Consider the following 14,782-nt stretch of genomic DNA (forward strand, 5'->3'; position numbering starts at 1 on the left):
GGAGGCCGCGATGCCACCCCGTACCTCCGTCCCGCCGCACCGGCCCCGGCCGCTGCTCGTCACCTCGGACGGCGACCTGCTCGACGACCTGCTGCGGCTCGCCGCAGCGGGCGGAGTCGAGGTGGAACTCGCCGCCGACCCCGCTGCGGCCCGCACCCGCTGGCTGCCGGCCCCGCTCGTGCTGGTCGGCGCCGACCAGGCCCAGCCCTGCCTGCGGGCGCGGCTGCCGCAGCGGCCACGGATGGTGCTGGTCGGGCGGTCCGGGGAGCTCGATCCCGGCTGGCAGGTCGCCGAGCTGATCGGCGCGGAGCACGTGGCGACGCTGCCCGCCGCCGAGCCCTGGCTGGTCGACCGGTTCGCCGAGTGCGGGCCGGAGGGCGTCGAGCGAGGCGGCGCCCGGATCGTCGCGGTCCTGGGCGGGCGGGGCGGCGCCGGGGCGAGCATCCTGGCGGGCGGGCTCGCCGTCACCGGCGCCCGGGCCCGGCTGCGGACCCTGCTCGTCGACGCCGACCCGCTCGGCGGCGGGCTCGACCTGGTGCTCGGCTGGGAGCAGCTGGAAGGGCTGCGCTGGCCGGCGCTGACCGGCGCCGACGGCCGGGTGGACGCGCCGGCGCTGGTACGGGCCCTGCCGAGCCGGGGCGACCTGGTGGTGCTCTCCTGGGACCGGGGCGATCTGCTCGCCCTCCCCGCCCAGGCGATGGCGGCGACCGTCGACGCCGCCCGGCGGGGTCGGGACCTCGTGGTGGTCGATCTGCCCCGGCAGCTGGACGACGCGGCCGTGACCGCGCTGCAGGCGGCGGACCAGGTCTACGTGGTGGTCCCGGCCGAGCTGCGGGCCACCGCCGCGGCGGCCCGGGTGGTGGCCGCCGCCGCCCCGCACTGCACCGCGATGTCGGTGATCGTGCGCGGTCCGGCACCGGGCCGCCTGGGAGCGGCCGAGGTGGCCCGGGCGCTCGGGCTGCCGCTGGCCGGCACGCTGCGCCCGGAACCGGCGCTGACGCGCGGGTTGGAGCGGGGCGAGGCGCCGGCCGCGCACGGCCGAGGCCCGCTGGCGGCGCTCTGCCAGCGGATCGTCGCCGAACTGACGGGCGCGCCGGCGGCGGGTGCGGCATGACCGGGCCGTCCGAGGGCGACAGCCTCGCCGCCCGGGTGCGACAGCGCATGGCCGCCGCGGCGACGCCGGTCACCGCCGCCGCGATCGTTTCTGCCGTACGGGCGGAGCCCACCGCCGCCGTCCTCGGCGACACCGCCGTGCTGCGGATGGCCGACCAGGTGCACGACGATCTGGTGGGAGCCGGTCCGCTCGCCCCGTTGCTGGCCGATCCGGAGGTCACCGACGTGCTGGTCAACGGCGTCCGGGTCTGGGTCGACCGGGGGCGGGGCCTGCACCAGGTCGCGGTGCCGATCGGCACGGTGGACGACGTACGCCGGCTCGCGCAGCGGCTCGCCGCCAGCGCCGGTCGGCGGCTCGACGACGGTTCCCCGTACGCGGACGCCCGGCTTCCCGACGGCACCCGCCTGCACGCCGTGCTGCCGCCGGTGGCGACCGACGGGCCCTACCTGTCCCTGCGGACCTTCCGGCAGCGGCCCTTCACCCTCGACGAGCTGGTGAGCCGGGGGACGGTGCCCCGACCGGTGGCGCCGGTGCTCTCCGCAGTGGTGGCGGCCCGGCTGGCGTACCTGGTGACCGGCGGCACCGGCTCCGGCAAGACGACCTTGCTGAACACGCTGCTCGGGCTGGTCCCCGCCACCGAACGGATCGTGCTGGTGGAGGACGCGGCCGAGCTGCATCCCCGGCACCCGCACGTCGTCGGGTTGCAGGCGAGGACGGCCAACGTGGAGGGCTCCGGCGCGGTCGGTCTGACCGACCTCGTCCGGCAGGCCCTGCGGATGCGGCCCGACCGACTGGTGGTCGGCGAGTGCCGGGGCGGGGAGGTGGTCGACCTGCTCGCCGCCCTGAACACCGGCCACGACGGCGGAGCCGGCACCCTGCACGCCAACGCCCCGTCGGACGTGCCGGCGCGGCTGGAGGCCCTCGGGATGCTCGGCGGGCTGCCCCGTCCCGCGCTCCACGCCCAGGTGGCCGCCGCACTCCAGGTACTGCTCCAGGTGCGCCGGAACACCGAGGGGCGCGTACTGGAATCGGTCTGCCTGCTCCTGCCGGAGGGCCCGGACAGGCTGGTCACGGCAGTTCCCGCCTGGGTACGCGGGCGAGGGCCGGACCGCGCCGCCCGGGCGCTCGCCGACCTGCTGCGGGAGCGTGCCGTACCGGTTCCGCCGGTCCTGACCGAGCCGTGGCCCGGATCGGCGGGATCGAGGTGACCGCCCCGTACGCGCTGGTGGCGCTGCTCTCGGTCCTGGTGACGGCGGTGCTGGTGGCCCGGGCGGTGCGTGGTGGCCGGATCCGGCGGGGCGTGCTGGCCGCCGGCGTCGGCGGGAGCGCGCGTGCCGGCGGGGAGGACCCGCTCGTCGCATGGGTCACCGAGCTGCGCCAGACACCCGGTCGGGACGTGGACGGTGCGGCGGCGCGCGGCGGCGAGGGGGTTCCTCGCCCGCGGACCGTCGATCGTCGCGACCCGCGCGACGAGTCCCGGGTTCGCCGCCGGCAGCCGCCGGCAGGCCCGAACGTCCCGGCCAGCGGCACCCCCGGAAGTGGGCGCGAGCTGGAGGCCCCGGCCACCGACCTTGACCTGCGCCTTGACGACCACCCGACCGCCGAGGCGTTCGGCGGGGATCGGTGGGCGTCGCGGGACGTGGCCGACCGGTCGCCCTGGCCCTGGGCGGCGGAAGACGACCGTGACGCTGGGCGAGGCGGGGACGGCGATCCTCGGCTGACGCGACCCGCGGGCCCGACCCGACCCGAGCGCCACCTCGCCTACCGGGACGCGCCGCGCGGTGGCGGAGACCCCGGTCGGGCCCGGCCACCCGGTCGGCGGGACGCCCGGCGACCCGGCGGCACGCCCGCGCCGGCGGCTACCCCGCCGCGCCGGCCCGGCGCGGTGACCGATCCGCCCGGCGAGGGCCGGCGACCGGGGTGGCTCCGGCCGGACGCGCTGGCGGCGTCCCCCAGGCGCACCCTGCTGCTCGCCGCGTCGGCCGGCGTCGGAGCCGGGCTGCTGCTGGGCGGTCCGGTCGCGGCGGTGGCCGTCGGCGCCTACGGCACGCTGGCCGCTCGCGCGCTGCTCCGACGCAAGGACGGCCGGAACGCCGTCCGGGCCCGGCGGCACCGGCTGGACCAGCTCTGCGGGCTGGCCGCGGACCTCCGGGCCGGCCTGCCGGTACCGGTCGCCGCCGAGCGGCTCACCCCCGGCCCGGCGGAAACCGATCGCGGATCCCCGGGCGGCGACGCGGCGGCCCGCGACGAGCGGGGCGGGGCACGGCGCCTGGATCGACTGGCCCGCGCGGCCGTACGCCTCGCCGACCAGACGGGCGCGCCGCTGGCGGAGCTGCTGGAGCGGATCGAGGCGGACGCCCGCTCGGCCGACCGTGGATTGGCTGCGGCGGAGGCCCAGGCGGCCGGGGCACGGGCCACCGCTCTGCTGCTCGCCGCCCTGCCGCTCGGCGGCATCGGGCTCGGCTACGGCATCGGCGTCGATCCCGTGGCGGTGCTGCTGCACACCCCCGTCGGTGGGGCGTGCGCGGTCGTCGCCATCGCGCTCCAGGTCGCGGGACTGTTCTGGGCCGAGCGGCTCGGCGCGTCGCCGGGACGGGTGAGCTGATGCCCCGGATGGCGCTGGCAGTGGGCTTCGTGGCGGCGGCGATCCTGCTCGTCACGATGCTGGCGGCAGGCCGGCGGCCCCTGCGCCGGCTGCGCGCGCTGCGCCGGGCGCCGGTCGGTGTGCACCCGGCCGCCTCGCTCCGCCGACCGGTCGGTCCCGACGACGACCCGACCGATGACGTCCCGCCTCGGCGGCGGCCGGACGCCATCCGCGTCGCCGCCGGTCTGGCCGGCGTGGCCGTGGCCGTCATCGTCGGCGGCTGGCCCGGGGCGGTGGCGGCCCTGCCGACGACGCTGCTGCTCGACCGGCTGCTTCGTCGGATCGAGCCCCCGGCCGTGCGGAACCGGCGGCTGCGCGAGGCGGCCGATCTTCCGCTCGCCGCCGACCTGCTGGCGGCGGCCATGCGGGCGGGAGCGCCCGTGGACAGGTCGATCATGGCCGTGGCCGGGGCGCTCGACGGGCCGCTCGCCGACCGGCTCGCCCGGGTCGGCCGGTTGCTGCGACTCGGCGGTGGCCCCGAGGAGGCGTGGGCTCCGCTCGCGGCAGTACCGGGGGCCGAGCGGCTGACCGCCGCCGTGCTTCGCAGCGCGAACAGCGGAGCCGCACTGGCCGGCGCGCTGACCCGACTCGCCGACGACCTCCGCGCCGACCGCTCCACGGCCGCGGAGGCGGCCGCCCGCCGCGCCGGCGTGCTCATCGTCCTGCCGCTGGGGCTCTGCTTCCTGCCGGCCTTCATTCTCGCCGGCCTGGTGCCGGTGATCGTCGCCGTCCTCGGTGACGTGCTCTGACCATGTCGAGAAAGGACAGGAACGTGCGCAAACTGCTCGCCCGCCTGCGCGGGGACGCCGGAATGAACACCGCCGAGTACGCCGTCGGCACCCTCGCCGCGGTCGCCTTCGCCGGGATCCTGCTGAAGGTGCTGACCTCCGGCAACGTGCAGTCCGCGTTGACCGCCGTCATCGACCGGGCGCTCAAGTGACCGGGCGCCGGCCGGCCGGCCGTGACCGGGGTTCCTTCACCGCCGAACTGGCGGCCGGCCTGCCGGCGCTCCTGCTGCTCCTGCTCGCCGGGCTGTCGGCGGTCAACGCCGTCGGTACGAGGGCGGGTTGCCTGCACGCGGCCCGGGAGGCGGCACTGGCTGCCTCCCGGGGCGCCGACGGGGCGGCCGCTGCCAGCGGGGCGGCACCGCCGGGAGCGGAGGTGACCGTCACCGTCGACGGTCAGCGGGTCGTCGCCACCGTTCGGGCGCCCGTACGCGCGCTCGGCTCCCGGCTGCCCCGGATCTCCGTGACGGCGACGGCGGTCGCGGCGGTGGAACCCGGTGTCGTGGGGACGGACGCCGTGGGGCCCGGTGCCGCGGAGCCCGCGCCCCCGGGCGTCGAGCCGGCGGAGGAAGGACCGTGACGGGACGGATTGCACGCCGCGACCGGCAGAACCCTGACCGGCAGGGCGACGGGACCGGCTGGCCCGGCTGGCCCGGCTGGCCCGCGACCCCCGCCGGGGTGGAAGTCCGTGAGAGCGCGGCGGGAGTGCGGGGAAGCACGAGGGTGGTGCGTGAGGGCGCGGTGGCAGTGCGGTGGCAGCGCAGGGGGAGCGTGGCGGGAGCGCCGGGAAGTGCGGCGGGGCGGACGGGGGAGCGTGGTGGGGCGACCGTCTGCCTGCTCGCTGTGGGGCTGGCTTTCGTCATGGTCGGGTTGTTCGGTGCCGCCGTCGGCGCGGCCCGGACGGCCCGGCAGCAGGCCCGGGTGGCGGCGGACTTCGGCGCGCTGGCCGGTGCCGGCGAGGCACTCCTGGGCGAGCCGGCGGCCTGCGGCCGGGCTGCCGAGATCACCGCCGCCAACGGTGGCCGGCTGCTCGCCTGTCGACTCGACGGCCTCGACGTCCTGGTGACCGCAGAGGTGGCCGTCACCCCGCTGCCCGGCCTGGCGCGGGTCGCGGCGGCCAGTGCCCGCGCCGGCCCGGTCCGTGGCTGAGCGGCGGGCGGCACCGTGCCGGCCCCGGTCCGTGGCTGAGCGGCGGGCCCGGTCCGTGGCTGAGCGGCAGGCGGCACCGTGCCGGGGGAACTGCGGGAGACGTGACGCACTCGCGCCGGACGCGACCGGGCCGGGGCGACGGAAGTCGGCACCCCGACCCGGGTGGATCAGCGTCCCTGGAGGGCGTCGAGGGCGACGGCCATCGCGATCACGAGGCGGCGGTCGACCTGCGGGCTGTGGATCTGGACGACGTACCGGTCGCGCAGGCCCCACTGCTTGATGACGGAGAAGACCGGCTGACCGCCGGCGACGAAGTCGAAGTGGTAGGGCAGCCAGGACAGCGAGTCGACGAACCGGCGCAGCAGCGCCACCGGCATGCTGCGCTCCTGGCCGGTGACCTGCGGCAGGCCGGGCTGCTCCACGTGCCAGGTGGACCGCAGCAGGGACTGGGCGAAGTCCTTGCGGAACAGGCCGATCGGGTTGCCGGCGTGGTCGGTCACGTCGTACGTGGCGCCGATGTCGAGGCGCTGGCGGGCCTTGAACCCGAGCAGGGGCTGCTGCTTCGAGTCGTCGGTGTAGATCGTCACCTGCTCCTTGAAGGCGAGCCGCTTCTGCTGGGCGAACGCCAGCAGGCCACCTTCGGAGCCGTCCGGTGCCACGGCGTGGACCTCGTACTGGTTCACCATCATCCGGAGCCGTTGCCGGATGTGGAACTGCTGCTGGGCCTGCAGGTTCTCGAGTTGCATGGGTTCTCCTTCGAGGGGTCGCCGGAGTGTCGCACAGCTTCACCCGTGCCGCCGCCGACAGGTCACGCGTCCCTTCCCGCAGGCTACGCGGCCCGTCCTGCCAGCACGCGGCGGTTCCCGCCGGCCCCCGCTACCCCGTCCGGACCCTGCCCGTGCTGCCCGACCCGCTACCGTCCCGGCCCTGCGGTGCCGTCCGACGGGCAACCCCGCGACGACAGCGCCCGCCGTGGACGATTCCTTCCCGGATTGGCAACTACCGCCAACCTCGGGACCCTGTGCGACCCGACCCCCTGCCGCGACGGCGACCCTGCCACGACCGCAGCCCCGCCACGAGACCGCAGCCCCGCCACGACCGGAGCACCGCCGCGGCCGTGCTGTGCGGTGCGGAGCGGGTTCACCGGCCTCCGTCGACCGTGGCCTTGAGCGCCCACGCGTTCAGGACCTGATGGATGCTGCGCAGCCGCTCGTTGATCTGCTCCAGGCGCTCGGCCTGCGCCAGGCTGGCGAGCGCGGTGGCCAGGGCGATCTGCTGGTCAGGGGTGAGTTTCTCCTGGTCGATCGTGTAGAGCAGGTCGACGGTCTCGGCGATGGTGTCGGCCACGACTCCTCCTTCGACGGGAAGCACGGCAAGGGTCCGCGAGCAGCGATGGAAGCGCTCCCACGTATTCGTTTGCCCCGAGCGAAGGGTTTCTATGCCTGCCTTCCACCACCCGGGACGGGGGCGGCCCCCGAGCCGGTCTCCACCACCGAGGGCGGGGCGCCGCCCGGACCTCCGGGACCGCCAGGGGCGGCGTCGTCGGGAGCGACGCGTTCCCCCGGGACCGTAGGGCCGCCCGGAAGCACGGCCTCCCGAACCGCACGGCGCCCCGGAACCGCGACATCGCCGCCGGACGAACTGACGGAAGAGCCGCCGGGCGAGCTGACGGACGGAACGCCGGGCGAGTCGCCGGATGGGCGGGGTGCGGGTACGCCGTCGGGCAGGTTCGCGAGCACCACGTCCAGCACCTTGACGGCGTCCGGCTTGGAGAGCGGGTTGTTGCCGTTGCCGCACTTCGGGGACTGCACGCAGGACGGGCAGCCCGCCTCGCAGCCGCACTCCGCGATCGCGTCGCGGGTGGCCCGCAGCCAGGCCGCCGCCGTCCCGTACGCGCGCTCGGCGAAGCCCGCCCCGCCCGGGTGCCCGTCGTAGACGAAGACCGTCGGGGCCTCGGTGTCCGGGTGCGCCGCCGTCGACAGTCCGCCGATGTCCCAGCGGTCGCAGGTCGCGGTGAGCGGCAGCAGGCCGATCGCGGCGTGCTCGGCGGCGTGCAGCGCGCCCGGCACGTCGGCGGGCTCCACGCCGGCGGCCGTCAGGGACTGCGGTGACAGGGTGAACCAGACCGCGACGGTACGCAGTTCCCGGGCCGGCAGGTCCAGCGGGCGGGTGTCGATGACCTCGCCGGTGGCGATCCGTCGCCGCTGGTACGACACCACCTGGCTGGTCACGTCGACCTCGCCGAGGAAGAGCCCGACGGGGCCGGCGTCCACGTACGAGCGGACCGACACCACCGACAGCGAGGTGACGTCGCGGGCGTGGGTGGACCAGTCCGGCTCCTCGGGGTGCACCAGCGCGCACCCGTCGGCCAGGTCGAGCGAGTCGACCACGTGGGAGACGCCCTGGTGCAGGTAGACCGCGCCGGGGTGGAGCAGGAAGTGCGAGGAGCCGCCGTCGACGGTGCCGAGCAGCCGCCCGGTCGCCGCCTCGACCACGCAGACCGGCGCGCCGCCCTCGCCGCGCAGGTCCACCTCCGGCCGCTCCCGGTGCCGCCAGTACCAGCCGGTCGGCCGCTGTCGCAGCGCCCCCGCCGCCACCAGTTGGTCCACCGCCTCCTTCGCCCCGTCGCCGAAGAGCGCCAGGTCGTCGGGGGTCAGCGGCGCCTCGACCGCGGCGCAGGCGAGCTGCGGTGCCAGCACGTACGGGTTGGCCGGGTCGAGCACGGTCGCCTCCACCGGCCGCCCGAACACCGCCTCGGGATGGTGCACGAGATAGGTGTCGAGCGGGTCGTCCCGGGCGACCAGCACGGCGAGCGCCTCCTGCCCGGAGCGCCCCGCCCGGCCGGCCTGCTGCCACAGGGAGGCGCGGGTGCCCGGGTAGCCGCAGATCAGCACCGCGTCGAGGCCGACCAGGTCGACGCCCAGCTCCAGCGCGTTGGTCGAGGCCAGCCCGAGCAGGTCGCCGTGCAGCAGCGCCCGCTCCAGTTCGCGTCGCTCCTCGCGCAGGTAGCCGGCCCGGTAGGCGGCGACCCGGTCGCCGAGCCCGGGCACCGCCTCGTCGAGGGACCGGCGGGCGTTCGCCGCGACCACCTCGGCACCGCGCCGGGAGCGCACGAAGGCTAGCGTGCGTACCCCCTCGGCGACCGTGTCGGCGAGCAGGTCGGCCGTCTCCCGCAGCGCCGACCGGCGGACCTGGGTGAGGTCCGCCTGCTGGTCGGCGGCGGAGTCCCGGGGCAGCAGCGGTGGCTCCCAGAGCGCGAACGTCACCCCGCCGCGGGGCGAGGTGTCCTCGGTGACGGCGGTCACGGGCACCCCGGTGAGCCGGCCCGCCGCCGTCGCCGGGTCGCCGGACGTGGCCGAGGCCAGTACGAAGACGGGTGTGCTGCGGAACCGGGCGCACTGCCGCCGCAGCCGGCGCAGCACGTGCGCGACGTGCGAGCCGAAGACCCCCCGGTAGGTGTGGCACTCGTCGATCACCACGTACGTGAGCCGGCGCAGGAAACCGGACCACTGGGCGTGCCCGGGCAGGATGCCGTGGTGCAGCATGTCCGGGTTGGTCAGCACGAACCGGGAGTGCTTGCGGATCCACTCCCGTTCGGCGCGCGGGGTGTCGCCGTCGTAGCAGGCGGGGCGTACCCCCTCCAGCTCCAGCGCGGCGACGGCGCGCAACTGGTCGGCGGCGAGCGCCTTCGTCGGCGCCAGGTAGAGCACGGTGGCCCGGGGGTCGGCGAGCAGGGTGGCCAGCGCGGGAAGCTGGTAGGCCAGGGACTTGCCGGACGCGGTGCCCGTGGCCACCACGACGTGCCGGCCGTCGTACGCCAGGGTGGCCGCCTCCGCCTGGTGCCGCCAGGGCGCGACCACGCCGCGCCGGGCGAACGCCGCGCGCAGTTCCTCCGGTGCCCAGTTCGGCCACGGGGCGGGCTCGCCGGCCCGTGCCGGCACCCGCTCGACGTGGGTGACCGGGTCGGCGCCGGCGCGGGCGCGCAGCCGGCCCAGCAGGTCGGCGGGCGCCGGGTACGCCGGGCCGGAGTGGTCGGGCGACGGCTTCAGGTCGTGGCGCGGCGCTGGCTGCGCCGAGCTGGAGCCGTCGGTGGTCACGTCCTGCACTCTCGCACTGGTGTTCGGAGATGGAAAGCGGGGGGCCGGGGTAAGGGGAGGCTCCGCCGGTGAGCAGAGCCGGTCTCCGGCGGGGATGGTTAGATGCCCAGGAGAGTTTACGGCTCTTGCGAGGGAGGACCGATGGAGCTGTCGCTGGCGACCCGCACCGTGGGCGAGCACACGGTGCTCGAGGTCGGCGGTGAGGTGGACGTCTACACCGCGCCCCGGCTACGGGAGCGGCTCCTCGAGCTGATCGACGGTGGAGCCCGCCACGTGGTGGTCGACCTGGGTCGGGTGGACTTCCTCGACTCCACCGGGCTGGGCGTGCTGGTCGGCGCGCTCAAGCGGCTGCGCGCGGCCGGTGGCTCGTTCGCCCTGGTCTGCGACAAGGAGCCGCTGCTCAAGATCTTCCGGATCACGGCCCTCGACCAGGTCTTCCCGCTGCACCCCACGGTCGACGCGGCGGTCGGCACCGACCCGGCCGGCACCGGCGTCTGATGGCCACGGTCAAGCTCTCCTTCTCGCCGGCCCCGGTGCACGTGCGCACCGCGCGCCTGGTCGGCGTGGCGGTCGCCCGGCGGGCCGGGGTCCGCGAGGAGCTGCTGGACGAGGTACGGCTGGCCATCGGCGAGGCGTGCACCCGCGCGGTCGCCCTGCACCGCCAGTACGGCGTGTCCGAGCCCGTGCTCGTCGAGATGTCCGACACGGGCGCGTACGCGGTGCGCGTCGTCGACCGCGCGCCGATCGAGGCCGGTCTCGGCCTGGCGGCGCTCAACGCCGACCAGCTCGCCAACGAGTCGCTCGACGAGGACGACCTCACCACCGGCGTGGGCTTCGCGCTGCTTGCCGGTTTCGTCGAGGACCTCCAGGTGCGCCCGGTCGACGAGGGCGTCGGCACCGAGGTGCGGATGGTCTGGCCCGTCGGCCGGTGAGCTGATCTTCCACCGCCCTCGCCGAGGGCGTCGTACGCCGTGAGAGGCCGTGTCCCACCGGGGCGCGGCCTCCTTGGCATGGATGGGCTCCTATATCAGATTTTTCCTCATAACACAGCGACGAAGATCATCGCGGCGCGGTGCCCCCTCGGTGTGACCTCCAACACTGTGGAGGGCTAGAGTACGCGAGTTGTCAGCAAGTGATCCATCCCGCGGCCAGCGGGAACGGTTGTTCATCGCTGGTCCGACCGGGGTGGAGTGGCGCGCGCTTGCGACTCCGCATCCAGGCGCCGGGTCGGTGCGTCTCCACCGGCCGGCGCGAGCGTTCGGTACAGGAGGACACAGATGTCCGACACCTTGGCCGCCGACGGCGGCGGGATCTCCCTCACCGGAAACAACGTCACGTACGTCGTCATCGCCGCGGTCATCGCGCTGGTGGCGCTCGCCTTCGCCGGCGCGCTGACGAAGGCCGTACTGGCCGCCGGCAAGGGCACCAACAAAATGCAGGAGATCTCCGGCGCGGTCCAGGAGGGCGCCTCGGCCTACCTGCTCCGGCAGTTCCGGACCCTGGCGATCTTCGTGGTCATCGCCGTGGTGCTGCTCTTCCTGCTGCCGGTGCACGGCACCGACGGCAGCGAAGTGGCGGTGAAGATCGGCCGGTCCGTCTTCTTCGTCGTGGGCGCGCTGTTCAGCGCGTTCATCGGCGGCGCCGGCATGTGGCTGGCCACCCGGGCCAACCTGCGGGTCGCCGCCGCCGCCCGGGAGCGCGAAGGCGGCCGGGAGGCCGCGATGAAGATCGCCTTCCGCACCGGTGGCGTGGTCGGCTTCCTCACCGTCGGCCTCGGCCTCTTCGGCGCCGCGCTGGTCGTGCTGTTCTACCGCAGCGACGCGCCGACAGTGCTGGAGGGCTTCGGCTTCGGCGCCGCGCTGCTCGCCATGTTCATGCGGGTCGGCGGCGGCATCTTCACCAAGGCCGCCGACGTCGGCGCCGACCTGGTCGGCAAGGTCGAGCAGGGCATCCCCGAGGACGACCCGCGCAACGCCGCCACCATCGCCGACAACGTGGGCGACAACGTGGGTGACTGCGCCGGCATGGCCGCCGACCTCTTCGAGTCGTACGCGGTCACCCTGGTCGCCGCGCTGATCCTCGGCCGCGCCGCCTTCGGCGAGCAGGGCCTGGTCTTCCCGCTGATCGTCTCCACCATCGGCGTGCTCATCGCGATCGTCGGCGTCTTCGTCACCCGGCTGCGCGCCTCCGACCGCAACGCCCTGACCGCTATCAACCGGGCCTTCTACATCTCGGCGGTGCTCTCCGCGGTGCTGGTGGCGATCGCCACGTACGCGTACCTGCCGGCCACCTTCGCCGAGCTGGACGGCGGGCTGACCGACGTCAGCGAGAACCCGCGGGTGGTCGCCATCGGCGCGGTCGTCATCGGCATCGTGCTGGCGGCGGCGATCCAGGCGCTTACCGGCTACTTCACCGAGACCAACCGGCGCCCGGTGCAGGACATCGGCAAGAGCTCCCAGACCGGCGCGGCCACCGTCATCCTGGCTGGCATCAGCATCGGCCTGGAGTCGGCGGTCTACTCGGCGCTGCTCATCGGCGCCGGCGTGTTCGGCGCGTTCCTGCTCGGCGGCAGCTCCATCACGCTGTCCCTGTTCGCGGTGGCGATGGCCGGCATCGGCCTGCTCACCACGGTCGGCGTGATCGTCGCCATGGACACCTTCGGCCCGATCTCCGACAACGCCCAGGGCATCGCCGAGATGTCCGGTGACATCGACGAGCACGGCGCCCGGACGCTCACCGAGCTCGACGCGGTCGGCAACACCACCAAGGCGATCACCAAGGGCATCGCGATCGCCACGGCGGTGCTCGCCGCGACGGCGCTGTTCGGCTCGTACACCGACACGCTGCGCACCGCGTACTCGGACGCCGGCGTGGGCGACGTCGGCACCGAGATCCTCAACTCGCTGAACGTGGCGAACCCGCGCAACCTGGTCGGCCTGATCATCGGCGCGGCGGTGGTGTTCCTCTTCTCCGGCCTGGCCATCAACGCGGTTTCCCGCTCGGCGGGCGCGGTCGTGATGGAGGTACGCCGGCAGTTCCGCGAGCTGCCCGGCATCATGGACGGCACCCAGCGCCCCGAGTACGGCAAGGTCGTCGACATCTGCACCCGGGACGCGCAGCGCGAGCTGATGACCCCCGGTCTGCTCGCCATCCTCGCGCCGATCGCGGTGGGCTTCGGCCTCGGGCCGGGCGCGCTGGCGGCGTACCTGGCCGGTGCGATCGGCGCCGGCACGCTGATGGCGGTCTTCCTGTCCAACTCCGGCGGCGCCTGGGACAACGCCAAGAAGCTCGTCGAGGACGGCGCGTACGGCGGCAAGGGCTCCGAGTCGCACTCCGCCACGGTCATCGGCGACACCGTCGGCGACCCGTTCAAGGACACCGCCGGCCCGGCGATCAACCCGCTGATCAAGGTGATGAACCTGGTCTCGCTGCTGATCGCGCCGGCCGTGGTGGCCTGGAGCGTGGGCGACGAGCGGAACACCGCCCTGCGGGTGGGGATCGCCCTGGTGGCGACGCTGATCATCGCCGCGGCGGTGGTGTTCAGCAAGCGCAAGGGCGTGGCCATGTCCGACGCCGACTCCGGCACGGGCGCGGGCAGCCCGGACCAGCGGCCCGAGACGGTCAACGCCTGATCCGTCCGGTATCGGAGGTCCCCGGTCGGCCCACGCGGCCGGCCGGGGACCGCCCGTGCCACCCGGCAAACCTGTCCGGTGCCCGGACTCGACAGAGGCCGTACGCTGCAACGCATGCGCACGTGCCGGGCGGCAGCCGCCGGAAAGCTCACGGTGGTCCTGGCCACGCTCGTTCTCGTGCTCGCCGGATGCGGCGGCGGCCCCGACTCCCGGTCGTGGGCGGCGTCGGTCTGCTCCGCGCTCACCCCGTGGCGGGCCGAGATCAGCAAGCTGACCAGCAGCACCGACCAGCAGATGACCGCCCAGACCACCCCGGCGCAGGCGAAGGAGAACCTGGTGCGGCTCTTCGGCGGCGCGGAGCAGGCCAGCGAGACCGCCCGACGCAAGGTCGAGGAGGCCGGCGTACCGGACGCTGAGCGCGGCGAGGAGGTCTCGGCGGGCTTCCAGGCCTCGCTGGCGAAGGTGCGCGACGCGTACGGCAGGGCCCGCGACACCATCGACGGGCTGGGCACCGGCCAGCCCACCGTCTTCTACGACGGCGTCCGGGCCGCCGTGGACACCCTGAACAAGGAGTACGACGCCAGCGCGCTCGACACCAGCCAGCTCAACTCCGAGGAGTTGAAACGCGCCTTCGACGAGGTGCCGGAGTGTCGCTGAGCGGGACCGGTGACCCGTCCGGCGGCGAAGCGCTGCCGGTGCTCTTCCCGGCGCCGGCGGACCGGGTCGCGCCGGTCGCCCGCCGACCCGTACCGCCCCCGCCGGCCGACGCCGACGAGTCCGCCCGGCAGCTGACCTTCTTCGGCGCGGAGGCGGCGGACCCGTCCATCGCCGATTTCGCCGGGCTGCTGGCCGGCCCGGGCGAGGCGGTCCGGATGGGCGGCACGGCCCGGCTCTCGATCGTGGTCGACGCGGCCTGGCGGGTGCACGTCCTCGTCGCCGAGCTGGCGCTGCGCGGGGTGGCGGCCACCTGGGAGGCGACCACCGACGGGCGGCACGCGGTGCGCACCTCGTACGCCCGCACGCTGAAGCCGCTCGCGGCGGCCTGGCTGCGCGGTACGGGCAAGCGACCGCCCGCCGGCTTCCACCTCAACGGGCGGCGGCTGCGGCTCTGGCTCGCCGCGGCGGGGGCCGCCGAGCCGTCCGGCTTCCTGCTCCGGCTCGGCGCCGCCGACGAGGAGTGCTGGGGGCCGGTCGGCGGGGCGCTCGACGCGGTCGGCCTGGCCGGGGCGCTGCTCGGGCCCGGCGAGGGCGGGCCGGCGTACCGGATCACCGGCCGGCGGCGGCTCGCCCGCCTGGCCGAGCTGGTGGGCGACCCGCCGCCCGCCGCCCCCGCGACCGACTGGCCGGCCCGCTCCTGACCG

The 14,782-nt window shown here is 75.5% G+C and carries 14 protein-coding genes and 1 pseudogene; 12 read left to right on the forward strand and 3 right to left on the reverse strand.

Annotated elements, in window-relative coordinates; translation table 11 throughout:
• Nucleotides 1–10 precede the first annotated feature (10 nt).
• The 7 genes and pseudogenes from ssd (at nucleotide 11) to ACGFNF_RS16900 (ending at nucleotide 5,692) form a co-directional block, all read left to right on the forward strand.
• Nucleotides 11–1,114, forward strand: a complete 1,104-nt coding sequence (gene ssd / locus ACGFNF_RS16870; protein WP_393168800.1) for a septum site-determining protein Ssd — start codon at nucleotides 11–13, stop codon at nucleotides 1,112–1,114.
• Nucleotides 1,111–2,322: a TadA family conjugal transfer-associated ATPase gene (locus ACGFNF_RS16875; protein WP_393168802.1), complete on the forward strand. Its 1,212-nt coding sequence runs from the start codon at nucleotides 1,111–1,113 to the stop codon at nucleotides 2,320–2,322. The genes ssd and ACGFNF_RS16875 overlap by 4 nt, the downstream gene beginning before the upstream one ends.
• A gap of 479 nt (nucleotides 2,323–2,801) precedes the next feature.
• Nucleotides 2,802–3,719: pseudogene (locus tag ACGFNF_RS16880) on the forward strand (hypothetical protein); the annotation flags it as partial.
• 56 nt (nucleotides 3,720–3,775) lie between these two features.
• On the forward strand, nucleotides 3,776–4,507 hold the full coding sequence (locus ACGFNF_RS16885; RefSeq protein ID WP_393168970.1) for a type II secretion system F family protein: 732 nt from the start codon (nucleotides 3,776–3,778) through the stop codon (nucleotides 4,505–4,507).
• 2 nt (nucleotides 4,508–4,509) lie between these two features.
• Nucleotides 4,510–4,698: a DUF4244 domain-containing protein gene (locus tag ACGFNF_RS16890; protein WP_357576738.1), complete on the forward strand. Its 189-nt coding sequence runs from the start codon at nucleotides 4,510–4,512 to the stop codon at nucleotides 4,696–4,698.
• Nucleotides 4,695–5,123, forward strand: coding sequence for a TadE family type IV pilus minor pilin (locus ACGFNF_RS16895; RefSeq protein ID WP_357576739.1), 429 nt, complete (start codon nucleotides 4,695–4,697; stop codon nucleotides 5,121–5,123). The genes ACGFNF_RS16890 and ACGFNF_RS16895 overlap by 4 nt, the downstream gene beginning before the upstream one ends.
• Before the next feature lie 167 nt (nucleotides 5,124–5,290).
• Entirely contained in the window at nucleotides 5,291–5,692 is a 402-nt protein-coding gene (locus tag ACGFNF_RS16900) for an Rv3654c family TadE-like protein (protein WP_393168972.1), read from the forward strand.
• Nucleotides 5,693–5,859: 167 nt separating this feature from the next.
• On the opposite strand, the gene ACGFNF_RS16905 is transcribed toward ACGFNF_RS16900, so the two are convergent.
• The 3 genes from ACGFNF_RS16905 to ACGFNF_RS16915 form a co-directional block, all read right to left on the reverse strand.
• On the reverse strand, nucleotides 5,860–6,438 hold the full coding sequence (locus ACGFNF_RS16905; protein ID WP_393168805.1) for a hypothetical protein: 579 nt from the start codon (nucleotides 6,436–6,438) through the stop codon (nucleotides 5,860–5,862).
• Between the two features lie 394 nt (nucleotides 6,439–6,832).
• Nucleotides 6,833–7,039, reverse strand: a complete 207-nt coding sequence (locus tag ACGFNF_RS16910) for a hypothetical protein (protein ID WP_357576742.1) — start codon at nucleotides 7,037–7,039, stop codon at nucleotides 6,833–6,835.
• A gap of 89 nt (nucleotides 7,040–7,128) precedes the next feature.
• Nucleotides 7,129–9,798, reverse strand: coding sequence for a DEAD/DEAH box helicase (locus ACGFNF_RS16915; protein ID WP_393168807.1), 2,670 nt, complete (start codon nucleotides 9,796–9,798; stop codon nucleotides 7,129–7,131).
• A 132-nt stretch (nucleotides 9,799–9,930) separates the two neighbouring features.
• Between ACGFNF_RS16915 and ACGFNF_RS16920 the strand changes: the two genes are divergently transcribed.
• From ACGFNF_RS16920 to ACGFNF_RS16940, 5 genes are all read left to right on the forward strand, one after another.
• Nucleotides 9,931–10,287, forward strand: a complete 357-nt coding sequence (locus ACGFNF_RS16920; protein ID WP_151453426.1) for an STAS domain-containing protein — start codon at nucleotides 9,931–9,933, stop codon at nucleotides 10,285–10,287.
• Entirely contained in the window at nucleotides 10,287–10,721 is a 435-nt protein-coding gene (locus ACGFNF_RS16925; protein ID WP_151453427.1) for an ATP-binding protein, read from the forward strand. The genes ACGFNF_RS16920 and ACGFNF_RS16925 overlap by 1 nt, the downstream gene beginning before the upstream one ends.
• Before the next feature lie 345 nt (nucleotides 10,722–11,066).
• Complete coding sequence (locus ACGFNF_RS16930; protein WP_393168811.1) at nucleotides 11,067–13,421, forward strand: sodium-translocating pyrophosphatase; 2,355 nt, start codon at nucleotides 11,067–11,069, stop codon at nucleotides 13,419–13,421.
• Nucleotides 13,422–13,535: 114 nt separating this feature from the next.
• Entirely contained in the window at nucleotides 13,536–14,078 is a 543-nt protein-coding gene (locus ACGFNF_RS16935; protein WP_393168813.1) for a hypothetical protein, read from the forward strand.
• Nucleotides 14,069–14,779 carry a hypothetical protein gene (locus ACGFNF_RS16940; protein ID WP_393168815.1) on the forward strand — a complete coding sequence of 237 codons (711 nt, stop codon included), beginning with the start codon at nucleotides 14,069–14,071 and terminating at the stop codon, nucleotides 14,777–14,779. The genes ACGFNF_RS16935 and ACGFNF_RS16940 overlap by 10 nt, the downstream gene beginning before the upstream one ends.
• Nucleotides 14,780–14,782 lie beyond the last annotated feature (3 nt).

It is taken from the genome of Micromonospora sp. NPDC048868 (assembly GCF_043198195.1).
Taxonomy (GTDB): domain Bacteria; phylum Actinomycetota; class Actinomycetes; order Mycobacteriales; family Micromonosporaceae; genus Micromonospora; species Micromonospora reichwaldensis.

What these genes read in the sequence shown, in the direction of transcription:
- ssd (WP_393168800.1), top strand. Translation starts at nt 11, where the DNA reads ATGCCACCCCGTACCTCCGTCCCGCCGCACCGGCCCCGGCCGCTGCTC.
- ACGFNF_RS16875 (WP_393168802.1), top strand. Translation starts at nt 1,111, where the DNA reads ATGACCGGGCCGTCCGAGGGCGACAGCCTCGCCGCCCGGGTGCGACAG.
- ACGFNF_RS16885 (WP_393168970.1), top strand. Translation starts at nt 3,776, where the DNA reads ATGCTGGCGGCAGGCCGGCGGCCCCTGCGCCGGCTGCGCGCGCTGCGC.
- ACGFNF_RS16890 (WP_357576738.1), top strand. Translation starts at nt 4,510, where the DNA reads ATGTCGAGAAAGGACAGGAACGTGCGCAAACTGCTCGCCCGCCTGCGC.
- ACGFNF_RS16905 (WP_393168805.1), bottom strand. Translation starts at nt 6,438, where the DNA reads ATGCAACTCGAGAACCTGCAGGCCCAGCAGCAGTTCCACATCCGGCAA.
- ACGFNF_RS16920 (WP_151453426.1), top strand. Translation starts at nt 9,931, where the DNA reads ATGGAGCTGTCGCTGGCGACCCGCACCGTGGGCGAGCACACGGTGCTC.
- ACGFNF_RS16925 (WP_151453427.1), top strand. Translation starts at nt 10,287, where the DNA reads ATGGCCACGGTCAAGCTCTCCTTCTCGCCGGCCCCGGTGCACGTGCGC.
- ACGFNF_RS16930 (WP_393168811.1), top strand. Translation starts at nt 11,067, where the DNA reads ATGTCCGACACCTTGGCCGCCGACGGCGGCGGGATCTCCCTCACCGGA.
- ACGFNF_RS16935 (WP_393168813.1), top strand. Translation starts at nt 13,536, where the DNA reads ATGCGCACGTGCCGGGCGGCAGCCGCCGGAAAGCTCACGGTGGTCCTG.